The 23,932-nt window shown below is 66.7% G+C and carries 16 protein-coding genes and 1 pseudogene; 11 read left to right on the top strand and 6 right to left on the bottom strand.

All coding sequences use genetic code 11. The features are described 5' to 3' along the window. Positions 1-13: 13 nt before the first annotated feature. The 10 genes from A5713_RS12885 to A5713_RS12840 all read left to right on the top strand — a co-directional run bounded on the left by A5713_RS12885 (position 14) and on the right by A5713_RS12840 (position 10,850). Positions 14-2,242 (top strand): adenylate/guanylate cyclase domain-containing protein, encoded by a 2,229-nt coding sequence (locus A5713_RS12885; RefSeq protein ID WP_067919137.1) that lies wholly within the window; start codon positions 14-16, stop codon positions 2,240-2,242. Further along, complete coding sequence (locus A5713_RS12880) at positions 2,239-3,684, top strand: mechanosensitive ion channel domain-containing protein (RefSeq protein ID WP_068095998.1); 1,446 nt, start codon at positions 2,239-2,241, stop codon at positions 3,682-3,684. Before A5713_RS12885 ends, A5713_RS12880 begins: the two co-directional genes overlap by 4 nt. Before the next feature lie 106 nt (positions 3,685-3,790). After that, positions 3,791-5,050 (top strand): glutamate-5-semialdehyde dehydrogenase, encoded by a 1,260-nt coding sequence (locus A5713_RS12875; protein ID WP_068095996.1) that lies wholly within the window; start codon positions 3,791-3,793, stop codon positions 5,048-5,050. Between the two features lie 37 nt (positions 5,051-5,087). Further along, positions 5,088-5,963: a MoxR family ATPase gene (locus A5713_RS12870; RefSeq protein ID WP_068095994.1), complete on the top strand. Its 876-nt coding sequence runs from the start codon at positions 5,088-5,090 to the stop codon at positions 5,961-5,963. A 10-nt stretch (positions 5,964-5,973) separates the two neighbouring features. Next, entirely contained in the window at positions 5,974-7,419 is a 1,446-nt protein-coding gene (locus tag A5713_RS12865; protein WP_068095992.1) for a VWA domain-containing protein, read from the top strand. 156 nt (positions 7,420-7,575) lie between these two features. Further along, the gene (gene nadD, locus A5713_RS12860) at positions 7,576-8,232 is read left to right on the top strand and encodes a nicotinate-nucleotide adenylyltransferase (RefSeq protein ID WP_255396481.1); all 657 of its coding nucleotides are present in this window, start codon (positions 7,576-7,578) and stop codon (positions 8,230-8,232) included. Beyond that, positions 8,229-8,618 carry a ribosome silencing factor gene (gene rsfS, locus A5713_RS12855; RefSeq protein ID WP_067919148.1) on the top strand — a complete coding sequence of 130 codons (390 nt, stop codon included), beginning with the start codon at positions 8,229-8,231 and terminating at the stop codon, positions 8,616-8,618. The genes nadD and rsfS overlap by 4 nt, the downstream gene beginning before the upstream one ends. After that, complete coding sequence (gene gpgP, locus A5713_RS12850) at positions 8,615-9,286, top strand: glucosyl-3-phosphoglycerate phosphatase (RefSeq protein ID WP_068095990.1); 672 nt, start codon at positions 8,615-8,617, stop codon at positions 9,284-9,286. Before rsfS ends, gpgP begins: the two co-directional genes overlap by 4 nt. Further along, complete coding sequence (gene octT / locus A5713_RS12845; RefSeq protein ID WP_068095988.1) at positions 9,276-10,013, top strand: diglucosylglycerate octanoyltransferase; 738 nt, start codon at positions 9,276-9,278, stop codon at positions 10,011-10,013. The genes gpgP and octT overlap by 11 nt, the downstream gene beginning before the upstream one ends. A 3-nt stretch (positions 10,014-10,016) precedes the next feature. Further along, positions 10,017-10,850, top strand: a complete 834-nt coding sequence (locus A5713_RS12840) for a DegV family protein (RefSeq protein ID WP_068095986.1) — start codon at positions 10,017-10,019, stop codon at positions 10,848-10,850. Here the strand turns inward: A5713_RS12840 and A5713_RS12835 are convergent. The 6 genes from A5713_RS12835 to A5713_RS12810 all read right to left on the bottom strand — a co-directional run bounded on the left by A5713_RS12835 (position 10,847) and on the right by A5713_RS12810 (position 21,190). Next, positions 10,847-13,756 (bottom strand): RND family transporter, encoded by a 2,910-nt coding sequence (locus A5713_RS12835; RefSeq protein WP_067919155.1) that lies wholly within the window; start codon positions 13,754-13,756, stop codon positions 10,847-10,849. The genes A5713_RS12840 and A5713_RS12835 overlap by 4 nt on opposite strands. Then, positions 13,753-14,181 carry an MmpS family transport accessory protein gene (locus tag A5713_RS12830; protein ID WP_102417080.1) on the bottom strand — a complete coding sequence of 143 codons (429 nt, stop codon included), beginning with the start codon at positions 14,179-14,181 and terminating at the stop codon, positions 13,753-13,755. Before A5713_RS12830 ends, A5713_RS12835 begins: the two co-directional genes overlap by 4 nt. A gap of 208 nt (positions 14,182-14,389) precedes the next feature. Beyond that, complete coding sequence (locus tag A5713_RS12825; RefSeq protein ID WP_067919157.1) at positions 14,390-15,448, bottom strand: dihydrodipicolinate reductase; 1,059 nt, start codon at positions 15,446-15,448, stop codon at positions 14,390-14,392. Between the two features lie 75 nt (positions 15,449-15,523). Further along, positions 15,524-16,624, bottom strand: coding sequence for an acyltransferase PE (gene pe, locus A5713_RS12820; protein ID WP_067919166.1), 1,101 nt, complete (start codon positions 16,622-16,624; stop codon positions 15,524-15,526). Between the two features lie 76 nt (positions 16,625-16,700). Beyond that, positions 16,701-19,700, bottom strand: a complete 3,000-nt coding sequence (locus A5713_RS12815; protein WP_304442513.1) for an RND family transporter — start codon at positions 19,698-19,700, stop codon at positions 16,701-16,703. Between the two features lie 68 nt (positions 19,701-19,768). Further along, the gene (locus A5713_RS12810) at positions 19,769-21,190 is read right to left on the bottom strand and encodes a condensation domain-containing protein (protein WP_068095984.1); all 1,422 of its coding nucleotides are present in this window, start codon (positions 21,188-21,190) and stop codon (positions 19,769-19,771) included. A gap of 333 nt (positions 21,191-21,523) precedes the next feature. On the opposite strand from A5713_RS12810, the pseudogene A5713_RS12805 reads away from it, so the two are divergent. Then, positions 21,524-23,932, top strand: a pseudogene (locus A5713_RS12805) (type I polyketide synthase); the annotation flags it as partial.

Genomic DNA, 23,932 nt, shown 5'->3' with positions numbered 1-23,932 from the left:
AGGGCGTAGTCGAGTGACCTCGAGCGAGCTACAAGACGCTGAGCCGGCTTCCCAGACGGCACCGGCGTCCACGCCGGCCGAAACGACTGCGGCGCACCGAGCAGAGGCGCGCAAGGGCCATAAGTTTCGCCGTCGCCGGCTTTTCCGGATCGGCCTTCAATCGAAGCTGATGCTGATGCTGCTGCTCTCCAGCATCCTGTCGATCGGGGTGATCGGGTTCATCGGGGCATCGTCCGGCCGCAACGCGCTGCGCCAGGTCGAATCCGAGCGGCTCATCGAACTGCGCGAGTCCCAGGCGCAGCAGGTGCGGTCGCTTTTCAAAGAGGTGACCAATTCGCTGATCGTCTACAGCGGCGGGTTCAGCATCGTCGAGGCGGCAACGGCGTTCACCGACGGGTTCGCGCAGCTGTCCAACGCGACCATCACGCCGGCCCAGCAGCTGGCTCTCGTCAACTACTACGACGAAAACATGATCAAGCCGATCAAGCGGATCACGGGTGAGGAACTCGATCGCAACGCGATCCTCCCGAGTTCCAACGCGCAGAAGTATCTTCAGGCTTATTACACGGCGCCGTATCCGTCGATCTCCGACGCGCGGAAGGTCCAGGATGCCGGCGACGGCAGCGCATGGTCGGCGGCCAGCGCCCGCTACGGCTTCTACATGCACGACATCGTCACCCGTTTCGAATACCCGGACGCGCTGCTGCTGGACATGCAGGGCAATGTCGTCTTCTCGGTGAACAAAGGCCCGGACCTGGGCACCAACATCCTCACCGGCCCCTACCGGGAATCCAATCTGCGCGACGCCTACCAGAAAGCCTTGCGCTCCAACGACATCAACTTCGTCTGGATCACCGACTTCCAGCCGTACCAGCCGCAGCTCGACACCCCGACGGCGTGGGCGGTGTCGCCGGTGGGGATGAACGGCAAATTCAACGGCGTCATGGCCCTGCCGCTGCCGATCTCGAAGATCAACAAGATCATGACCGCTGACAAACACTGGGAGGCCGTCGGCATGGGGCCGGCGACCGAGACGTACCTGGCCGGCCCCGACAACCTGATGCGTTCGGACTCAAGGCTTTTCCTGGAGGATCCAGCGGAATACAAACGCGAGGCGGTGGCGTCGGGCACCCCGGCCGACGTGGTGGAGCAAGCGATCCGGCTCGGCGGTACGACGCTGGTGCAGCCGGTCCCGACCGCGGGTCTTCGCGCCGCCCAACGCGGACAGACGGGGGTCATCAGCGCCACCGACTACCTGGGCAACCGGGAGTTGGAGGCCTACGCCCCGTTGACCGTGCCGAACTCCGATCTGCACTGGTCGATCCTGGCGACCCGGGACAACTCGGATGCCTTCGCGCGCCTGGGTAGGTTCAGTAGAACGGTCGTGCTGGCGGTATCGATCATGATCTTTGCCATCTGCGTGGCGTCGATGGTGCTTGCGCAGCTGATGTTGCGGCCGATCCGACGGCTGCAGGCGGGCACGCAGAAGATCAGCTCGGGCGACTACGCGGTCAACATCCCGGTAAAGACGCGCGACGAAATCGGCGACCTCACCGCGGCTTTCAACGAGATGAGCCGCAGCCTGGCGATCAAGGAGGAGTTGCTCAACGAACAACGCCGGGAGAACGACCGCCTGTTGCTGGCGCTGATGCCCGAGTCGGTGGTTCAGCGATATCGCGAGGGGCAGGAGACCATCGCGCTGGAACACCAGGGCGTGGCGGTGATCTTCGCCGAAATCGTCGGGCTCGACGAGGTTTCCGTCGATGTATCCGGCGACGAATTGGTGGGGATCGTCGACGAATTGTTCCGCCAGTTCGATTCGGCGGCCGAGTCTCTGGGCGTCGAGCGGATCCGCACCTTCCACAATGGCTATCTCGCCAGCTGTGGGGTGGTCACGCCGCGGCTGGACAGCATCCACCGCAGCGTCGACTTCGCCATCGAAATGCGCCACATCATCGATCGGTTCAATACCCAAGCCGGTCACCAGCTGCGCCTTCGGGTGGGCATCAGCACCGGTGACGTCATCAGCGGACTGGTCGGCCGCTCGGGGCTCGTCTACGACATGTGGGGCGCGGCGGTGAGCTTGGCTTACCGAATGCAAAGCGGCGCAAACCAATCGGGCATCTATGTGACCTCGCAGGTGTACGAGGCGATGCGGGACGTGCGGCATTTCACGCCGAACGGCACCATCTCGGTCGGCGGAGCCGAGCAGGCGATCTACCGGTTGTCGGAGCGGCCATGAACCTGTTCGACTCATCGTGGTTCTACTGGGCCATCGGGGTCGCGGTCGGGTTCCCGGTCGTTTTGATCCTGCTCACCGAGCTGCACCGCATGCTGGTCCGCCGAAACAGCCAGCTGGCCAGGCAGGTAAGCCTGCTGCGCAACTACCTGCTGCCGCTGGGTGCGCTGTTGCTGCTGCTCGTCAAGGCTTCGCAGGTGCCGGCCGGAGACGGCACGGTGCGGATCCTCACGACGGTGTTCGGCCTGCTGGTCCTGGTGCTGGTGCTGTCGGCCCTGAACGCCACGGTGTTCGAGGGCGCGCCCGACGACAGCTGGCGCAAACGACTGCCCACCATCTTCGTCGACGTCGCCCGCTTCGGGGTCATCGGCGTCGGCCTGGCGGTGATGCTGTCGATGATCTGGGGCGTCCGGATCGGCGGCTTGTTCACCGCGCTGGGCGTCACGTCGGTGGTCATCGGCCTGATGCTGCAGAACTCCGTCGGCCAGGTCGTGTCCGGCTTGTTCATGCTGTTCGAGCAGCCGTTCCGGATCGATGAGTGGCTGGACACCGGGACGGCGCGGGGGCGCGTCGTCGAAGTGAACTGGCGATCCGTACACATCGACACCGGCAGCGGGATCCGCATCATGCCCAACTCGATGCTGGCCAGCACCTCGTTCACTAATCTCAGTCGCCCGTCCCGCGCGTACGACTGTGCGATCACAACGAAATTCGCGGCCGGCGATGCGCCGGACAAGGTGTGCGCGATGTTGACGCGGGTGGCCGTGGCGCTACCGGCCCGCAGACCCGAAATCCCGCCCACCACCGTCGCCTTGGGCGGCGGGCAGTACCGCACGAGCATTCGGTTGTCGTCGCCCGCCGACGCCGAGGCCACCGAAGCGACGTTCCTGCGCTGGGTTTGGTACGCCGCGCGGCGGGCGCGGCTTCGGCTTGACGGCGCTGACGACAACTATTCGACCAAGCAACGGGTGGAAAAGGCGTTGCGCACGGTGGTGGCGCCGGCGTTGCGGCTGAGTCACGCCGATCAGCAATCACTGGTGCCGTATGCGAAGATCGTCCGCTTCGGCGCCGACGAAATCCTCGAGTCGGCCGGTGAGGTGTCCCGTGGGATGACCTTCCTGGTGGCCGGCCGGGTGCGCTTGACCGCGACAGCCGACGACGGATCGGTGGTACCGGTCACCACCCTGGACGAGAGATCGTTCCTCGGCCTGACCGCGCTCACCCGTCAACCCAACCTCGCCGGCGCGTACGCACTGGACGAGGTGACCGCGCTACAGATCGATCGCGAACACCTCGAGGATCTCGTGATGCGTAAGCCCTTGCTCCTGCAAGACCTGGGCCGACTGATCGACGAGCGGCAAGCCAAGGTGCGACAGGCAACTCGGCATGAGCGAACCGGGCCCGCCCGTATCGAGGCGCCGACGTCGGCGAAACCCCTCCGCTGACCTCCGGCGAGCGGGCATGTCGATCGCCGGCGCGTTACGCGCGGGGCGGATGCCGTAATACCCGGGCCGCCTCACCCGACCGGTGAAGGCCCGCTACCCTGGTTCAATGAGTCTGCAAGCACCATCGCTGCCTGACTTGCGCCGAGAAGTCCACAACGCCGCTCGCCGCGCCCGGGTCGCCTCCCGCGTGCTGGCGCTGCTGCCGACCGTCGCCAAGGACCAGGCGCTGCGGTCCGCGGCCGACGCGATAGCGGCCCACACCGACTTGATCCTGTCTGCCAACGCCGAAGATCTCAGCGCCGCCGAAGCCGTCGGCACACCGACGGCGATGCTCGACCGGTTGGCGCTGGATGCCACACGTGTCGAAGGAATCGCCGCCGGCCTGCGCCAGGTCGCCGGGCTGCCCGACCCGGTCGGGGAGGTGTTGCGCGGCTACACCCTGCCCAACGGCTTGCATCTGCGGCAGCAGCGCGTGCCGCTCGGCGTCGTCGGCATGATCTACGAAGGCCGGCCCAACGTCACCGTCGACGCCTTCGGTCTGGCGCTCAAGTCGGGCAACGCCGTGTTGTTGCGCGGAAGCTCGTCGGCGGCGCGATCCAACCAGGCTCTGGTGCAGGTGCTGCGGGCTTCGCTGGTCAGCGAGGACCTGCCCGCCGATGCCGTGCAACTGCTTTCGGCCGCCGACCGCGCCACGGTGACGCACCTGATCCAGGCCCGCGGCCTGGTCGACGTGGTGATTCCGCGCGGCGGTGCGAGCCTGATCAACGCGGTCGTCCGTGACGCCCAGGTGCCCACCATCGAGACCGGCGTCGGGAACTGCCACGTCTACGTGCACGAAGGGGCCGACCTCGATGTCGCGGAACGCATCCTGCTGAACTCCAAGACCCGCCGGCCCAGTGTCTGCAACGCCGCCGAGACGCTGTTGGTCGACGCGGCGATCGCCAAGAAGGCCCTGCCGCGGTTGGTGTCCGCTCTCGAAGATGCCGGTGTGACCGTGCACGGAGGGTTCTCGGCGGACGCGTCGGAGGACGACCTGCGCCGCGAATACCTGTCGATGGACATCGCGGTCGCGGTGGTCGACGGCATCGACGCCGCGATCGCGCACATCAACGAGTACGGCACGGGCCACACGGAGGCCATCGTCACCAGCAATATGGCTGCGGCGCAACGGTTTAGTGACGGTGTCGACGCCGCAGCAGTGATGATAAACGCGTCGACGGCGTTCACCGACGGTGAGCAGTTCGGCTTCGGTGCCGAAATCGGCATCTCCACCCAGAAACTGCATGCCCGCGGTCCGATGGGGTTGCCGGAGCTGACCTCGACCAAATGGATTGCCTGGGGCGACGGACACGTCCGTCCCGCCTGACATCAGCGACGAAAAATGCTTGAGGAGAACTGAGATAGTGAGCGTGCCCGCCCGGCCCAAGCCATTGTTCGCCGACATCGATGACGTCTCGCGACGGTTGGCCGAGACCGGTTACCTGCCCGACACCGCCACCGCGACCGCGGTGTTCCTTGCCGACCGGCTGGGCAAGCCGCTACTGGTGGAGGGCCCCGCGGGCGTCGGCAAGACCGAACTGGCCCGCGCCGTCGCCGAGGCGACCGGCTCGGGACTGGTCCGCCTGCAGTGCTACGAAGGGGTGGACGAGGCCCGCGCGCTTTATGAGTGGAACCACGCCAAGCAGATCCTGCGCATTCAGGCGGGCTCGGGGGACTGGGATCAAACCAAAGACGATGTGTTCAGCGAGGAATTCCTGCTGCAACGTCCGCTGCTGACCGCTATCCGGCACACCGAGCCCACGGTGCTGCTGATCGACGAAACCGACAAGGCCGACATCGAGATCGAGGGACTGCTGCTCGAGGTGCTGTCCGACTTCGCCGTGACCGTACCGGAATTGGGCACGATCACCGCGGAGCGGACACCCTTCGTGGTGCTGACCTCCAACGCCACCCGGGAACTGTCCGAGGCCCTCAAGCGTCGATGCCTGTTCTTGCACATCGACTTTCCCAGTCCCGAGCTGGAACGCCGCATCCTGTTGTCGCGGGTGCCCGAGTTGCCCCAGCATCTCGCCGAAGAACTGGTGCGCATCATCGGCGTGCTGCGCGGCATGCAGCTCAAGAAGGTGCCGTCCATCGCCGAGACCATCGACTGGGGCCGCACGCTGCTCGCGCTCGGCCTCGACACCATCGACGACTCCGTCGTCGCCGCCACCTTGGGTGTGGTCCTCAAGCATCAATCCGACCAGCAGCGCGCAAGCGGCGAGCTCCGGTTGAACTAGGAACCCACCGATGGCCCCTCGTCGCATCCGGCCGACCCGGCCACTGGCCCCGCACGGACTGCCTGGTCACCTGGTTGGTTTCGTGGAAGCGCTTCGCGGAGTGGGTATTTCGGTAGGGCCATCCGAGACGGTGGATGCCGGCCGGGTGATGGCCACCCTGGGTCTGGGTGACCGCGAGGTGCTGCGCGAGGGCGTCGCGTGCGCCGTGCTGCGCAGTCCGGAACACCGCGAGACCTACGACGCCATGTTCGACCTGTGGTTCCCGGCCGCGTTGGGCACACGCGCGGTGGTCACCGACGAAGACGCCGACGGGGCGCAGGATGACTCGTTGCCGCCCGACGACGTCGAGGCGATGCGCCAGATGCTGCTGGACCTGCTCACCGAGAATCCCGACCTCGCGGAAATGGACGAGCGGCTGGTGGCGATGATCGCGCGCATCGTGGAGGCCTACGGCAAATACAGTTCCAGCCGCGGCCCGTCGTTCTCGTCATACCAGGCGCTCAAGGCGATGGCGCTGGACGAACTGGAGGGCAAGCTGCTGGCGGGGCTCCTCGCGCCCTACGGTGACGAGCCCACTCCCACCCAGGAGCAGATCGCCAAAGCGCTTGCCGCGCAGCGGATCACCCAGTTACGCAAGATGGTCGACGCCGAGACCAAACGGCGCACCGCCGAACAACTCGGGCGTGACCACGTCCAGATGTACGGCATCCCACAGCTTTCCGAGAACGTCGAGTTCCTGCGCGCTTCCGGAGACCAGCTGCGCCAGATGCAGCGGGTGGTGGCCCCACTGGCCCGGACCCTGGCCACCCGGCTGGCGGCGCGGCGACGACGCAGCCGCGCCGGGGTTATCGACCTGCGTAAGACGCTGCGCAAGTCGATGTCCACCGGCGGCGTGCCGATCGACGTGGTGCTGGCCAAACCGCGCCCGGCGCGCCCGGAACTGGTGGTGCTGTGCGACGTGTCCGGTTCGGTCGCCGGGTTCAGCCATTTCACCCTGTTGTTGGTGCACGCTCTGCGTCAACAGTTCTCGCGGGTCAGGGTGTTCGCATTCATCGACACCACCGACGAGGTGACACACATGTTCGGCCCGGAGGCCGATCTGGCCGTGGCGATCCAGCGCATCACCCGGGAGGCCGGGGTGTACAGCCGCGACGGGCATTCCGACTACGGCAACGCCTTCGCGTCGTTCGTGCAGGCGTTCCCCAACGTGCTGTCGCCGCGCAGCTCGCTGCTGGTGCTCGGGGACGGCCGCACCAACTACCGCAATCCCGAGACCGGGTTGCTGGCCCATATGGTCACCGCGAGCCGGCACGCCCACTGGCTGAACCCCGAGCCCAGGCATCTGTGGGGCAGCGGCGACTCGGCGGTGCCGCGCTACCAGGAGATCATCACGATGCACGAATGCCGGTCGGCCAAGCAGCTCGCCGCGGTGATCGACCAGCTGCTGCCGGTGTGAATTCTGCCCAGCGTGCGTGTTCCCCCGCAAGCGGGAGGTGCCCCCAGTACGGCGACACGCCGCGCTAGCCGTACAAACGCGCACGCTCGCGGGCGGCGGCTGGGAAATCAGGCGCCGTCGCCGGCTCAAGTAAGCTGGCAAATCGTGCAAAAGCAGCTGCGCAGGCTGGGCGTGATGGGCGGGACGTTCGATCCCATCCATTACGGGCACCTGGTTGCCGCCAGCGAGGTCGCCGACCTGTTCGACCTCGACGAAGTGGTGTTCGTGCCGAGCGGTCAGCCCTGGCAGAAGGACCGGCACGTCTCCGCCGCGGAGGACCGGTACCTGATGACGGTGATCGCCACCGCGTCCAACCCGCGTTTCTCGGTGAGCCGCGTCGACATCGACCGCGCCGGACCCACCTACACCAAGGACACCCTGCGGGATCTGCACGCCCTCAACCCCGATGCGCAGCTGTACTTCATCACCGGCGCCGACGCGCTCGCCTCCATCCTGTCCTGGCAGGGCTGGCAGGAGATGTTCGACCTGGCGCGGTTCGTCGGCGTCAGCCGGCCCGGATACGAGCTGCGGCGCGAACACATCACCGGCGTCCTGGGCGAGCTGGACGACGACGTGCTCACGCTTGTCGAGATCCCGGCGCTGGCCATCTCGTCGACCGATTGCCGTCTGCGCGCCGAGCAGCGTCGACCCCTGTGGTACCTGATGCCCGACGGTGTCGTGCAGTACGTCTCCAAGCGCCGGCTGTATCGCGGCGGCGGACAACCGAAGGACACCGTGAGCCGCTCAAGCCTGCCCGCCGGGAACAACACGTGACTGCCACCCAGGAGGCCATCGACATGGCGACCGTCGCCGCCGGCGCGGCCGCCTCGAAGCTGGCCGACGACGTGGTGGTGATCGACGTGTCGGGCCAGCTGGTCATCACGGACTGCTTCGTCATCGCGTCGGCGTCCAACGAGCGGCAGGTCAACGCCATCGTCGACGAGGTGGAGGAGAAGATGCGCCGGGCCGGCTACAAGCCGGCGCGCCGGGAGGGCACCCGAGAGGGCCGCTGGACGCTGCTGGACTACCGCGACATCGTCGTGCACATCCAGCACCAGGACGACCGCGACTTCTATGCCCTGGACCGGTTGTGGGGCGACTGCCCGGTGGTGCCGGTGGACCTCGCCGAGGTCCCGGAAGACCAGGCGGGAACGCAATGACGATTCGTCGCCTGATCATGTTGCGGCACGGACAGACTGAGTTCAACGCCGGTAGCCGGATGCAGGGTCAGCTGGATTCCCAACTCAGCGAACTGGGGCGGGCACAAGCGATCGCCGCCGCCGAGGTGCTGGGCAAGCTGCAGCCGTTGCTGATCGTCTCGTCCGATCTGCATCGCGCCTACGACACGGCGATCCGGCTGGGGGAGCGGACCGGGCTGTCCATCCGCGTGGACCCGCGGTTGCGCGAAACGCATCTCGGCGACTGGCAGGGGTTGACGCACACCGAGGTCGACGCGCTGGCCCCCGGCGCCCGCCTGGCCTGGCGCGAAGACGCCACCTGGGCGCCCCATGGCGGCGAGAGCCGGGTCGACGTCGCCGCCCGCAGCGTGCCGTTGGTGGCCGAACTGGTGTCCGGCGAGCCGGAGTGGGGCGGCCCCCAGCATGCCGACCGCCCGGTGGTGCTGGTGGCCCACGGCGGCCTGATCGCCGCGTTGTCGGCCGCGCTGCTGGAGCTTCCGGTGGCCAACTGGCCGGTATTGGGTGGCATGGGCAATGCCAGCTGGGTGCAGCTTTCGGGCCATTCCGACGATGACGCAGGCGTGGACGCCATCCGCTGGCGTCTGGACGTCTGGAACGCTTCGGCGCAGGTGTCCAACGATGTCCTCTGAGGCCCGGCCCACCCTGCTGATATTCGCCGACTCGCTGGCCTATTACGGGCCCACCGGCGGCCTGCCCGCTGACGATCCGCGGATCTGGCCCAACATCGTTGCTGCCCAACTGGATTGGGATGTCGAGCTCATCGGCCGCATCGGCTGGACCTGCCGCGACATCTGGTGGGCCGCGACCCAGGACCCGCGTGCCTGGGCGGCCCTGCCCAGGGCGGGCGCGGTCATCTTCGCCACCGGCGGTATGGATTCGCTGCCGTCGGTGCTGCCGACGGCGCTGCGCGAACTGATCCGCTACGTGCGGCCGCCACGGCTGCGCCGCTGGGTCCGCGACGGCTATGGCTGGCTGCAGCCCAGGCTGTCACCGGTGGCCCGGTCGGCGTTGCCTGCGCACCTGAGCGCCGACTACCTCGAACAGACCCGCAACGCGATCGATTTCAACCGCCCCGGTATCCCGATCGTGGCGTCACTGCCGTCGGTGCACATTGCCGACACCTACGGCAGGGCCCACCACGGCCGTCCCGCCACCGCGGCGGCCATCACCGAGTGGGCGCAAAGCCGCGATGTCCCGCTGGTGGACCTCAAAGCGGCTGTCGCCGAGCACATCATGAGTGGACGAGGAAATCCCGACGGCATTCACTGGAATTTCGAAGCACACCAGGCGGTTGCCGAGCTGATGCTGAAGGCCCTGGCCGAGGCGGGGGTACCGAACGAGAAACAACGCGGCTGAACAATGCCTGTCGTAGTGGTGACCGACGCGTCGGCGCGCTTGCCGGCGGACCTGCTGGACAAGTGGGCGATTCGCGTTGTGCCGCTGCACATTCTGCTCGACGGTGTCGATCTGCGTGACGGCGTGGACGAGATCCCCGAGGACGTCTACAAGCGCCACGCCACCACCGCGGCGGCCACGCCGGCCGAACTCGCCGACGCCTACCAGCAGGCGCTGGCCGACAGCGGCGGTGACGGCGTGGTGGCGGTGCACCTCTCGTCCGCGCTGTCGGGAACCTGTGGCGCCGCCCAACGGACCGCCGCGGACCTGGACCCCCACGTGCGCGTCGTCGACTCCAGGTCGACCGCGATGGGCACCGGCTTCGTCGCGTTGGCCGCCGCGCGGGCCGCGGCCGCGGGAGGCGACCTCGACGCCGTCGCCGACGCGGCGGATCTGGCTGTGCGGCACAGCCATGCGTTCATGGTGGTGCACCGGCTGGACAACCTCCGACGCAGCGGACGGATCGGCGGGGCCAAGGCGTGGCTGGGTACCGCGCTGGCGCTCAAGCCGCTGCTACGCATCGACGACGGCAAACTCGTTCTCGCGCAACGCGTTCGTACCGTCACCCACGCGACCGAGGCGATGATCGACCGGGTCTGCGAGGTGGCGGGCGACAGTCCCGCCGCCCTGGCGGTCCATCACGTCGCCAATCCGGACGGCGCCAAGGAGGTGGCCGCGACGCTGGCGCGGCGGTTACCGGCGTGTGAGCCGGCGATTATCACCCCGTTGGGGCCGGTGCTGGCGCTGCACGACGGCGCGGGCGCCGTCGCCGTCGTCGTGCAGCTGCCGACGCCTTAGACGGAGGCTGCCGCCACCGACCGCCGCGCGTTGTCGCCCCGTGGATGCACCACTTGCGGCCACCAGAACCAACGGCCCAGCAGCGTCGCGATCGACGGCATCAGCAACGTGCGCACGACCAGCGTGTCGAGCAGCAGACCGATGCACACCGTCGAACCGAACTGCCCCAGCACCCGCAAGTCGCTGCCCAACATGGCCGCCATGGTGAACGCGAACACCAGACCCGCCGCCGTCACCACCCCGCCGGTACCCGCCATCGACCGGATGATTCCCGTCTTGAGGCCGGCATGGATCTCTTCTTTGAACCGGGAGACCAGCAACAGGTTGTAGTCGGATCCGACGGCCAGCAGGATGATCACGGACAGCGCCATCACGATCCAGTGGATCCTGATGCCGAACAGGTCCTGCCAAATCAGCACGGACAGGCCGAACGACGCGGCGATCGAGCTGGCCGCGGTGCCGACGATCACCAGCGCGGCCACCACGCTCCGGGTAAGCAGCAGCATGATCATGAAGATCAGCGTCAGGGCGGACACCACGGCGATCATCAGGTCGTACTTCTCGCCGTCGGCCATGTCCTTGAACGTCGCGGCGGTTCCGCCCAGGTAGACCCGGGCGTCGGACAGCGACGATTGCTTGAGACCCTCCTGCGCGGCGGTGCGTTCGGCGTCGACTTGCGCAATGCCCTCAGGCGACATCGGATCGCCCTGATGCGTGATGAAGAACCGCGCCGATTTACCGTCCGGCGACAAGAACATCCGAAGGCCGGTCTGGAAGTCCGGGTTGTCGAAGGCCTCGGGCGGCAGGTAGAAGAAGTCGTCGTTCTTCGATGCGTCGAAGCTTTGCCCCATCACGATCGAGGTGTTGCTCATCGCCTCCATCTGGTCGATCATCGCCTTGAACGTCTGATACAGGGTGAGCGTGATGCCCCTGGTGGTCTTCAGCGTGGTGATCAGCGTGGGGAACAGCGCATTCAGGTCATGGGTGGCCTTGGCGGTGTGCGCGATATCGGCTGTCAGATAGTGGAATTGCTCGGCGAGCTGGTCGAACCCGTCGAACGTGTCGAACAGGGACCGCAACCCGATGCACACGGGGATGTCGTAGCAGTGCCGTTCCCAGTAGAAGATGCTGCGTATCGGCCGGAAGGTGTCGTCGAAATCCGCGATGTGGTCACGCAGGGTATCGGTGATCTGCGACGTCACCGCGGTGGTCTTCGCGCTGTCGTCGGCGGCGTTGGCCAGGTCCAGCGACACCTCGTATTGGCGTTGCGTGGTATCGATCTGGGTCTGCAGGTCGTCGGCCATCCGGAGGATGTCGGCGATGCGGTCCTTGAGGAAGCTCATGTTCTGCATCGTCGTCTGGCTCTGGACGCTGTTCTGAAACGGTATCGAGCTGTGCTGGATCGGGATGCCCAGCGGCCGGGTGATGTCCTGGACCATGGCGATGCCCAGCGTGCGCATCTCGTTCTTGGCCACCCGGTCCAGCACCAGCATGTCGGCCGGGTTTCGCATGTCATGGTCGGATTCGACCATCAACAGGTCGGGGTTCATCCGCGCCTCGGAGAAATGCCGGTTCGCGGCCTCTTGTCCTTGATTGGATGGGGCTGACAAAGGTAGGTAATGGCGGTCGTTGTAGCTCGTGTGGAAGCTCGGCAGGGCGATCATGCCGACCAGCACGACGGCGGCGCTCACTGCCAAAACCGGTGCCGGCCAACGTACTACGGCGGTACCCACCCGGCGCCACAGTCGGCCACGCTTGGCCTGCCTCTCGAAGAAGTGGAAGCGGCTGCCCACGAAGACCACCGCGGGCCCCAGCGTGACGCCGGCCAGCACCACCACGATCATGCCGATCGCCACGGGCGCCCCCATGGTGTTGAACCACGGTAGCCGCGAAAAACTGAGGCAATACGTCGCGCCGGCAATCGTCAGGCCCGACCCCAAGACAACCGGGGCGACGCCCTTGAATGTGGTGTAATACGCGGTTTCTCGGTCCTCGCCCGCGGCCAACGCCTCCTGATAGCGGCCGATCAGGAAGATGCCGTAGTCCGTCCCCGCCGCGATCGCCAACATGGTGAGGATGTTGGCGGCGAAGGTGGTGAGCCCGAATGCGTTGTGGTACGCGAGAACCGCGACAACACCCCGGGAACACGCCAGCGCGACGAAGGTCATGAACAGCTGCACCAGCGTGGTGACGATGGACCGGTAGACCAGCAGCAACATGATCGCGATGGCGCCCAGGGTGAACAGCGTGATCTTGGCCAGGCTGGCGTTACCGATGATGTGCATGTCGTCGGACAGCGCGGCAGGCCCCGTGACGTAGGCCTTCACGCCCGGTGGCGCCTTGTTCTCCTCGATCACCTTGCGGACGGAATCCACGGACTCGTTGGCCAGCGTCGTGCCCTGGTTACCCGCGAGGTTCACCTGCACATAGGCGCTCTTGGCGTCGGCGCTCTGCGCGCCCGCGGCCGTCAGCCGGTCGCCCCAGAAGTCCTGAATGTGCTGAATGTGCTTGGGATCCTGGCGGAGTTGCCGAATCAGCTTGTCGTAGTACTGGTGCGCGTCGGGGCCGAGCGGTTGCTGGCCCTCCAACACGATCATCACCGTGCTGTTGGAGTCGAATTCGTGGAAATTGTGGCCCAGGCGCATCATCGCCTTCATCGACGGCGCGTCCAGCGGTGTCATCGGCGCCGAGTGGGCCTCACCCACCTTTTCCAGTGTCGGAACGATGACATTCACCAGGACTGTCACGAACAGCCAAACCAAAATGATTGGCACCGCAAAGATGCGGATCGCGTGCGGCAGGTACGGGCGGTGGCCCCGCTCGGCCTTGGACAGGCCCTTGATGTTGATCGGGCCGGTGTCGGCCGCGCTCACGTCACGTTGGGTCTCGTTGCTCGCGTTGGTCATGCGGACTTCACCAGGCAGAAGGTCTGCGCGTTGTGGCCGTCGGAACTGCGCTGTTCGCGCACGACGCCGTCCACGGTGATCTTGCAGCTGATCTCACCGCTGTCGCTTTGCGCCATGATGTTTGCGCTGACCGACGGCAAGGTCGTCGAGATGGTGGCCGACCACGGCAGCGGCGCCGCGTTCACCTGATGGGTGTTGGCGTTCTCGTCCCAGTAGTTGATGTTGGCGGTGGCCCCGGGCGGCCCGGTGATGTCGTAGACGACGACCTTCGGGTTGAACTGCACGATTTCGATCCCCTTGCCGGCGTTCGCGTTGAGGTCCTGAGAGCCGAAAATCTTGTGGAGCCGCGACACGATCAATGCCGAAACGGCCAGGACTACCACCAAAACCAGCGGTATCCACGCCCGTTTGAGCACACGGGTCACGGTGGGAGTACGTGGACCCGAGTCTGGACTAGCCACCACCTGACCGCCTTCCGCTTGCCCGCCGTCCGGGCATTGCCGCAAAGCTCACCTACGTCGCCGACGACACCGCTGTCTTTTCGACTATTTGCTCAGCTAAGCACTCTAAACCTTAGTGCACGCAAGCGTTCCTCCGGGGGCCTTCGGTGTGGTGAACGGCATATGGTGCGGCCTAACGGGCCACCCGGCCGGTCACCGGCGGCAGATCGGCGAGTGTCACGATCCCCGGCTCGGCGGCGACGACGGCCGGGACCGCGTTGGTCACCGGCATCGCGGTGTAGATCATCCCCAGCCCCATGAACCCCGGCTCGGTCCAGTCCTTCGGCGGCAGGCAATGCAGGACGGTGCGCATGTTGGGCAACCCGAACACCTGGATGACGTGGCCGTGCTCCAGCGGTTTGGGCGGCACCACGTGATTGCCCATGGTCCAGTTGAAGCCCACGCTGACCACGTTGCGGTCGCCCTCCCAGCCGCGGTGGTAGCCATAGACGCCGCCCACCGTTCCCGCGGGGATCCGCATGAACCCCAGATCGGAATCGTCGGTGGCGGCGGTGAACGTCACGTCGAAGGTCATCCGGTCCAGCTTCGCCCCGATCGCGTCGGCCATCATGGCGGCGGATTCGGCGAAGACCTCGCTTTCGCGCCGCACGCTTTCGGCCAGCCCCGGCGTCTCGGGATCCTGCGAAAACCCCATCGCCGTCTGGGTTTCCGCCGATTCGTAGGTCGAGCAGTCCACCGACTCGGTGATGCGAATCTCGTCGACGCGTTCGCAGGCGCCGGACAGCACCATGCCGACCATGTTCGTCATGCCGGGGTGCGCGCCGCTGCCGAAGATCGTCGAACCGCCCCGTTTGCAGGCGTCGACGATGCGTTCGCGGTCCTCCGGCGTCTGCTTGCCGCCGGTGATCCAGGCCGCGCTGGAGCAGACGTTGACGCCGGCCTCGAGTAACCGCACCAATTCATCGACGCCTGCCCACAACGGGTTGTAGCAACACGCGTCGGCACCCAGGGCGAGGAGCGCATCGATGTCGTTCGTCGCCCGCACTCCCGTCGGTTCGGGCCAGCCGGCCAGTTCGGCGGCATCCACGCCCACCTTGTCCGCCCCGTGCGCATACACCCCGACCAGCTCCATGTCCGGCCTGCCGATGATGGCGTGCAGCGAACGGCGCCCGATGTTTCCGGTCGTCCATTGGATTACCCGCAGCGGACGGTCGGCCGGAAACCTGCTCATCGCGTCTCCTTTGACGTGGCGAATTTGAGCCATTATCACCGACGGGCCGGCGCGTCTCGGGGCCCGGCTATCCGGTCAACGGTTGCCCTGGCCGAACGCGGCCATGGAGCTGGACAACAGCTGGGAAAACGGGTCTGCACCGCCGCCGAAGGTGGCCTGACTGGCCGGTGCGATCACGGCCGCGGGGTCGAAGCCGCGCACCGGATCCACTTGGACGGGTGCGGTCAGCGGGTCGTCGTTTCGCGAATATCCCGCGTTCACCATGGGCGTCAGCTCGGCGTCGAGCTGGTTCAGCTCGTCTTCCGGCACCCCGAGGTAGCCCAGCGGTATCACCAGCGGGAGGTGTTTTTCGGGAATCAGGTACGTCGTTGTCGTCGCGCCCCGGGAGTTGACGGTGGTTCTGATGTTCTGCGGCGGCACCATGCTCGGGTCGGTGAACGCGACCGCGGTATGCCCGGTCGCCTCGCCCACCAGGGTGTTGGCGAGGGCCAGCAGGTTGTCCGGCCGGTCGGGGAAGTCGGCGATCATGTCGTAGGCCGCGACGAACGCCTTGGTGTCGTACTGGCTCTCCACCGGGGGCGGTATGCGGTAGTCCATTGCGGGAACGACGGCGCCGACCGGAAAAACGGAGGTCAGGAAACTCTGGCCGAAGGCGTGATGCCCGACCGGATTGCCAAAGGTGCTGAAGACCAATTGATTTGGTGGGGGAGCGGCCGGATCGTTCGCCAGCCGGGCCTGCTCGGCGTCAACCACGAGCGAACCCTCGGAAAGGCCGATCGCGGCGCCGGGGCCACCCCGGCGGATGGCCGCGTCCAGGTTGTCCTCCCCGACGGCCACCGACTCGCCGATGCTGGGTCCGTCGACGCCCAGGCCCGGGAAGGCTTCATCCAGCCGGCCTATCCCCGGAAAGAGCCGCTCCAACACGTGGCCCTGCACCTGCCCGGCGGGGTAGTTGACGATCTCGCGCCTGAGCCCGGGGAACCATCCGGCCCCCAGGCGCCGGCCGTACTCGTCGTAAGGGATGCCCGGGACGTGGGCGCCTCCGAGGGCGTACGCCGTTCCGCCGGCTGGCGTCCCGTCGCCCGGCGCGTCGTCGGCCGTGGCGATTCCGACGCCGAAACATCCTGTGGCGCCGAGGGTTACCAGGGCGGTAACTCCTGCGAGTAGTTTCTGCATCACCACTTCCCGGCCACTTCCCCGCCTGCTCGACTCCGCCTCGTAGTGTCGCATACCGCGCCGGCTGACCGGGTGCCTACGGCGCATTCCCGGCCGGTGAGGCCACGGACGGCCGCCACGGTCCCGGTCGGGACGGCCACCAGCTCGCCCGCCCGACCAGCGTAGCCAGGGCGGGCACCGTGATGGTGCGCACCACGAAGGTGTCGAGCAGGATTCCGATCCCGATCACCACACCGCCTTGGACAACGGTGCTGATGCTGGAGAACACGAGCCCCCACATCGAGGCGGCGAAGATCAAACCCGCCGCGGTGATCACCCCGCCGGTCGAACCCAGCGTGCGGATGATGCCGTATCGCATGCTGTGCGGGGACTCGTCACGCATTCGCGAGATGAGCAGCATGTTGTAGTCCGCCCCGACCGCGACCAGGACCACGAAGGCCAAGGGCGGCACGCTCCAATGCAATTGCTGGCCGAGGGCGAATTGAAACGTCAGGACGCCGATGCCGACCGCGGACAAATACGAGACCACGACGGAAGCCACCAGATACAGCGGTGCGATGACCGCTCGCAGCAGGGCCATCAGGGTCAACAGCACGACGACGATGGTGACCGCGACGATGAATCTGATGTCGTGCTGGTAGAAGTCCCGCGTGTCCCGCAGCGTGACGGGGTAGCCCGCCATCGATATGGAGGCGTCCGCCAACGCGGTGTTCGGTTGGGCCCCGCGAGCGGTGTCGGCGATCGCGTTGACCTGATCCATCGCCTCGGAGCTGAACGGATTCAATTTCGTTTGAACCAGGTAACGCACCGAGTGCCCGTCGGGCGAGACGAACGCTTTCGCGGCCTTCTTGAACTCCTCCATGTGCAGGAGCTGCGCCGGGACGTTGAACCCTGCCATCGACGGTTCGGCCGCGTCGTGTTTCAGCGTCAGGAGGAACGCCGACGCCTCGCCGAGCCCCGCCCCCATCTGTTTGATCTGGTCGACCAGCTGGTCCACCCCGTCGGCGACTTGCCGGCTCCCGCCCGCGAACTCCTCGGCGCCTTGTTGCAGGTGGTTCAGGTCGGCCTGCAGGCCCCCGGGTTGGTCCAGCCCCATGGCATGCAGCGCCTTGACGAAGCTGGCCAGCGCACCACGCAGATGATCGACCGAGGCGTTGAGCGTCTGCCGGTCCTGAAACGCCTGCAGTTGTCCGGCCAGATCGTTGATCTGGTCGAGGCTTCCGTCGCCGCGCGCGTTGACCACGCGCTCGAAATTGGCGCGGGTGGCGCTGCAGGACGGGTCGGCATCGCAGACCTGGTTGCCCTCCAGCGCGGTCAGCACCGGGGCCACCCACGCGAACAGATCCTTGATCGCCGCGAAGTTCACGCCGATGGTATGGCCGAGCGAGTTGATGCTGCTGACCAGCTTGGCCGCCAAGACGACTTCTCTGACCAACTTGTCACCGCCGTACTGGCTCCTGATCGACGTGAAGGCGTCGGTCAGGCCCCGCATCCCGGCCACCATCTGGTTGACTTGCCCGCGCACATCGCCGAGGTTGTCGGCCAGCGTGTTCGCCCCGGCGGCCAGTCGGTTCAGGTCGTCGGTGTGGTCGCTGATCAGGGTGGAGCCGGCGCCCAGGCGAGCGCCGATCGCGCCCGCCTGATACGTCGCCCGGAACTGTTCCGGCACGGCTCCCGCGGGCCGGGTCACGCCGCTGACCGCAGCGATGTTGGGCAGTTGGCTGACTCGAGTGGCCATCTGCTCCAGATCGGCCAGGGCCCGGGGTGTGCGCAGGTCGTGCGGTGACTGGACGAGGATGTATTCGGGAATGGACTGGTTGACCGGGAAATGGCGATCCAGCGCGGCATACCCGATCGAGCTCGGGGCCGAGGCGCTCAGCGCCTTGCGGTCGTCGTAGTTGAAGCGCACCAAGCCCGCACAGCCGGCGAGAATGATCAGCACCAGCACGCTGGCGACCAGATGACTCCTCGGCCGGCGCACGATGCGTATCCCCGACCGTCGCCAAAACCGGGCGGTCAGTTCGCGCGACGGTTTGACCCATCCGCGCGGCCCGGCCAGCACGAGAATGGCGGGCAGCAAGGTCATCGCTGCGAGGAATGCGACACCGATCCCGATGGCCGAGGACACCCCTACCGTGGAGAACACGCCCATCCGGGCGAAACTCATTCCGAGGAAGGTGATCCCCACCGTCGCCGCGGACGCGGCGATCACTTTGCCGATCGAGAGCAAAGCCCGCCGTACCGCTTCCTCGTAGCCGGCGCCGAGCCGCAAGTAGTCGTGATAGCGGCTGATCAGGAAGACCGCGTAATCGGTTCCCGCGCCGGCGACCATCGCGCTCAAGAAGACGATGGACTGATTCGACACCCCTAACCCGCTGGCTTGCGAGATGCCGGCCACGACGGCCTGCGCGATCACCATCGACGCCCCGATCGCGATGAGCGGTAGCAGCATGGTGATCGGGTTGCGGTACACCACGAGCAGGACGACGAGCACCAGCGCGGCGATCGCGAGTTCGATCGGAGTGCGGTCCCGCTCGCCGGCGACGGTGAGGTCGCTGACGGTGGCCGCGGGTCCGGCGAGGTTCGCTGCTAGCGGAGTCCCGGCGACGCTGTGCCGGACGATGTCGGCAACGCGGGTGTAGGCGGCGTAGGCCTTCGGCGTGCCCAATTCGCCGGCGATGCCGACCGGCAGCACCCAGGATTTGTGGTCTTTACTGGTCAACACCGCGCGCAGCGACGGCGTGCTGACGAAATCCTGCAACATCAGCACGTCACGCGCGTCCTCGTGCAGCGCGGTCACCACTTTGTGGTAGGCGGCTTCGTCGGGTGGTCCCAGCCCCTTCTCATCGGTGAGGACCACCAATAGGAGGTCTTCGGCGCCCGATTCGTGAAACGCCTCGGTCATCTTGCGGGCGGCGACGCTCGACGGGGCGCCGCTGGGCAGAATCGCGAGCGGATGCTGCTGCGCCATCTCGTTCAGGGTCGGAAACGTCAGCGGCAGGGCGACCGCGACCACCACCCACAGCCCGATCACCACCCCGGGCCACCGCATCACGAAATCGGCTAGCCGTCGCACATCGAACCCCCGGCCCGCCGGAGATGGCTCATCCGAAGAAAGGCAGCAGCCATCGTCGGCACTCCTTGCTATGCAACGCGCCCCCAGTGCCCGGTATCGGCGACCCGCATACATACGGACTTCATCGCTGCGACGTACCGGGAAACTGATTTCTGGGCAACTGCGTTGGCGGGGTACATGATCGCCATCGCGGTGCCCTCTTCGTACCGGAAGATATAGATCGTCAGTTGATACGAATATCTTCCGTCGGAATAGATTCCGATGCTATTTGCGTAGCCCATCTCGGCCGCCGCCAGCACGGCGTTCATCGGGGCGGCGTCGGCGTGCAGGAAATTGGTCACCGGGAAGTTCGGGCGAGGCCTGCTCAGCCACGGCGCCAATTCCAGCACGCGGTAATACGGCACCTTGGCCATGTCCAGGCTTGAATCGAAAGACGTCTGCGCCGCCCACGCCGCGTCAGTGAATGACACCGCTGCTATCGGGATGGTGATCGGAACCAATCCGGTAAACCAGCCCTGGGTCATGAAGTTGTCCGACGTCCTGCGGGTGTCCCTGGGGGTGAGCCCGTAATACGTTGTTGCGCCGGTAAATTCGTGTTCTACCTGGGCGAGGCAGGCGAACAACCCGCCGACGAAGCGGGCGCCTGCCGCCGAGCAGGCCGATTCGAATCTCGCTGTCTGCGCCGCGTCCATCAATGTGTCCGTGATCATGTCACTCTTGGTCGGCTCCAATGGGTTGCCCAATGGCAGCGGGAATTCCGGCAGGCTTCCGTTGTTGTTCTCCGCGAATTCGATCCACGCGCGTACCTGAGGCGAGTCCGCCGTCAAAGCCGACGTGTACCGGCGCTCTTCGACACAGAAATCGTCAAAGCTCCCGGCTGCGGGCAGCGCGAGGGGTCCGGCGCCGCTTGTCAACGCCGAATACCTCGCATGGGACTCCACCATCGTGATACCGATCAGCGCGGCATCACCGTGGACGTGATCGATGCTCGCGTAAAAGGTGAAGTGGTCCTGGTTTTGAACGATCCCGAAGCTGAAGCACTCCCACTGAAACGGGTCGGGTGTCGCGACCACATGATCGTGCAGTTCGTCGATGGCCAATTCGCCGTGGACGGTGGGCGCGAATTCGATGTCGTCGGGATTATCGATTGTGTGCCGGAGGATCTCTCCGGTTTCGGTGTATTCGAACCAACTGCGGTACGTATCGTGGCGGCGCAGGTATGCGTTGAGCGCCTCGTTCATGGCGGGAATGTCGCACTGCCCGGCGATTTCGCACGTGGCGATGATCTGCCGTGAATAGTCGAGCCCCGAGGTCGTTTGCCGGTGATAGCCCTGAAGATGTTGCCCCTGCATGTAGCTGACCGGCACCGGACTGACCGGCGCTTGCCGCGCCTTGTCCCGCGAGGCGGGTGTCGGGTGCCACGAGACGACTTCGCCTGGGCTCAGCGTCCACTCACCGATCGAGCCGATCGTGATTTTCCCGATGCGCAAAAATCTTCTCCTCGGTCGGCCAGGCCGCAGTTCCGGGCCAAGCTGGTGGCGAGATCAACATAACTTCTTCGGCGACCGCTGACCGCGACATGCCGGGCCACAGGTATACCGCGACGTAGTTGGCGACGGTTAGGGTAGGACCGGCCCGGCGTGGGACACAGTCCGGCATCCGGCGACACTACTCGCCGCTGGGGGGATTACTCTGCTGCGCACCGGGTCGACGTGGTGCGGTGAGCGGGTCAAAAGCTTGGCCCGTAAAAAGTCACGGACCTATCGCCGGAGGCTGGCCCCCGGGGGAGCCACCTTCGTCGTCCGAGGTGAGAGGACAGATGCATGGCAACCGCCGAGACTCGGACGGAGCGCGCATCAGGTTTCGCGATAGTCGGCTACGCAGTGCGTGTTCCGGGTGCCGCCGACGCTTCCGAATTCTGGGACGTGTTGCGGCAAGGGCGCGATGCGGTGTCGGAGGTCCCCCCGGACCGGTGGAACGTCGAGGAATTCTTCGACCCGGACCCTGATGCGGCGGGCAAGATCGTCAGCCGCCGGGCGGGCTTCGTCGACGACGTAGTGGGGTTCGACGCGCCGTTCTTCGGGGTGTCGACGCGTGAGGTCATGTTGATGGACCCACAGCATCGGCTCCTGCTGGAGACGGCATGGCAGGCCGTCGAGCATTCCGGGACGGCCCCAACGGCTTTGGCGAACACCAAGACCGGGGTGTTCGTCGGTCTGTCCACCCACGACTACCTGGCGATGGTCTCCGACGAGTTGAAGTACGACGCGATCGACGCGTACATGGCGATCGGGACGGCGGCCGCCGCGGCAGCGGGTCGCATCAGTTACCGGTTGGGGCTGCAGGGCCCGGCCATCACCGTCGACACCGCCTGCAGCTCGTCGTTGGTGGCGGTCCACCAGGCTTGCCAGGCGCTGCGGCTGGGGGAATGCGACCTCGCGCTGGCCGGCGGCGCCAACGTGCTGCTCAGCCCGGCAACCATGATGACCTTCTCCCGGGCGCACATGCTCGCGCCCGACGGCCGCTGCAAGACGTTCGACGCGTCCGCGGACGGCTACGTGCGCGGCGAGGGTTGCGGCGTCATCGTCGTCAAGCGACTCGACGACGCGATCCGCGACGGCGACCGGATTCGCGCCGTGATCCGTGGCAGTGCGGTCAACCAGGACGGCGCGTCGGGCGGTTTGACGGTACCGAACGGTGTCGCCCAGCAGCGGGTCGTCGCCGAAGCGCTGGAGCGCGCCGGTGTCTCGGCACGCGACGTCGGCTACCTGGAGGCGCACGGGACCGGGACGTCGCTGGGCGATCCGATCGAGGTCCAGGCCGCGGCGGCCGTACTCGGCGAGGGGCGCGACGCGGACCGGCCCCTGTTGATCGGGTCGGTGAAGACGAATATCGGGCATCTGGAAGCGGCCGCGGGGATCGCCGGGATCATCAAGGTCGTCCTGTCGCTCGAGCACCAGCTCCTGCCGAAACACCTCAACTTCTCCAACCCGTCGCCGTACATTCCGTGGGACCGGCTTCCGGTGCGCGTCGTCGACGAGGCGATCGGCTGGCAACGCAACGGTCACCCCCGCGTCGCGGGGGTCAGTTCGTTCGGGTTCTCCGGAACCAACGCGCACGTCATCCTCGCGGAAGCGCCCGACGACATCGGCCGCCGGGCCGCGGCGCCGGGCGTCGTCGAGCAGCCCGACGACCGGCGTTTCAGTGTTCTGCCGCTGTCGGCGCCGCACCCCGGCGGCCCTGGTGCAGCTCGCCGAGCGCTACCGCAGTTGGTTGACCGCGCATCCGGAGGCCGACCTGTCGGAGGTGTGCTTCACCGCCGGCGACGGGCGAGCCCACTTCGAGCATCGCGCCGCGCTGGTGGTGAATTCGACGCAATCGGCCGCCGAGTTGCTCGACGCGCTCGCCGACGACCGCCCCGCGCCGGGTTTGCTGCGGGGGGACTGCGACGACAAGCCGAAGACGGCGTGGTTGTTCCCGGGTCAAGGCAGCCAGTTCGCCGGCATGGCCCGGGAGTTGTTCGAAACCGAGCCGGTGTTCGCCGAGGTGATGACCCGATGCGCGGCGGTGGTCGACGCGGTGCTCGAAAAGCCGCTCCTGGACGTCATTTTCGATCCCGAGAGCCCGGACACCCTGCGGCAGACAAGCTACGCCCAGCCCGCCCTGTTCGCCGTCGAGATGGGTCTGGCCAGGCTCTGGCAGTCGTGGGGCCTGGAACCCGACGTGGTGCTGGGCCACAGCGTCGGCCAGTACGCCGCCGCCTGTGTCGCCGGGGTGTTCAGCCTCGAAGACGGCGCCCTCTTGCTCGCCGAACGCGGCCGCCTTTTCGGCGATCTGCCGGCGGGCGGCCGGATGGTCGCGGTCTTCGCCGCGGCCGAGCGCGTAGAAGGCTTCACCGACGAGTTCCCCCGGCTGTCGGTGGCCGCCTACAACGGTGCCAACACCGTGCTGGCGGGGCCCGCGGACGATCTGGAGCGGGTGGTGGCCGGCCTGACCGCCGACGGCGTTCGCTGCGACTGGCTGGACACCAGCCACGCATTCCACTCGGCGCTGTTGGATCCGGCTCTCGACGAGTTCGAGGCATACGCGAGCCGGTTCGAATTCAGCGCGCCACAACGGACTTTGATCTGCAACCGCACCGGCGCGGCCCTCGGCAGGACCGCGCAGCTGAGGTCGGCCAACGTGGACACGCTCTTGGCGAACTCGATCGGCTGGCGCGCGTGGCGGCGCCA

The sequence above is a fragment of the Mycobacterium sp. E2497 genome, from assembly GCF_001668695.1.
Lineage (GTDB): Bacteria > Actinomycetota > Actinomycetes > Mycobacteriales > Mycobacteriaceae > Mycobacterium.
The sequence above is the reverse complement of the archived record's forward strand: the minus strand, read 5'-3'. Positions and strand labels throughout refer to the sequence as shown.

What these genes read in the sequence shown, in the direction of transcription:
- A5713_RS12880 (WP_068095998.1), top strand. Translation starts at nt 2,239, where the DNA reads ATGAACCTGTTCGACTCATCGTGGTTCTACTGGGCCATCGGGGTCGCG.
- A5713_RS12875 (WP_068095996.1), top strand. Translation starts at nt 3,791, where the DNA reads ATGAGTCTGCAAGCACCATCGCTGCCTGACTTGCGCCGAGAAGTCCAC.
- A5713_RS12865 (WP_068095992.1), top strand. Translation starts at nt 5,974, where the DNA reads ATGGCCCCTCGTCGCATCCGGCCGACCCGGCCACTGGCCCCGCACGGA.
- gpgP (WP_068095990.1), top strand. Translation starts at nt 8,615, where the DNA reads ATGACGATTCGTCGCCTGATCATGTTGCGGCACGGACAGACTGAGTTC.
- octT (WP_068095988.1), top strand. Translation starts at nt 9,276, where the DNA reads ATGTCCTCTGAGGCCCGGCCCACCCTGCTGATATTCGCCGACTCGCTG.
- A5713_RS12840 (WP_068095986.1), top strand. Translation starts at nt 10,017, where the DNA reads ATGCCTGTCGTAGTGGTGACCGACGCGTCGGCGCGCTTGCCGGCGGAC.
- A5713_RS12835 (WP_067919155.1), bottom strand. Translation starts at nt 13,756, where the DNA reads ATGACCAACGCGAGCAACGAGACCCAACGTGACGTGAGCGCGGCCGAC.
- A5713_RS12825 (WP_067919157.1), bottom strand. Translation starts at nt 15,448, where the DNA reads ATGAGCAGGTTTCCGGCCGACCGTCCGCTGCGGGTAATCCAATGGACG.
- pe (WP_067919166.1), bottom strand. Translation starts at nt 16,624, where the DNA reads ATGCAGAAACTACTCGCAGGAGTTACCGCCCTGGTAACCCTCGGCGCC.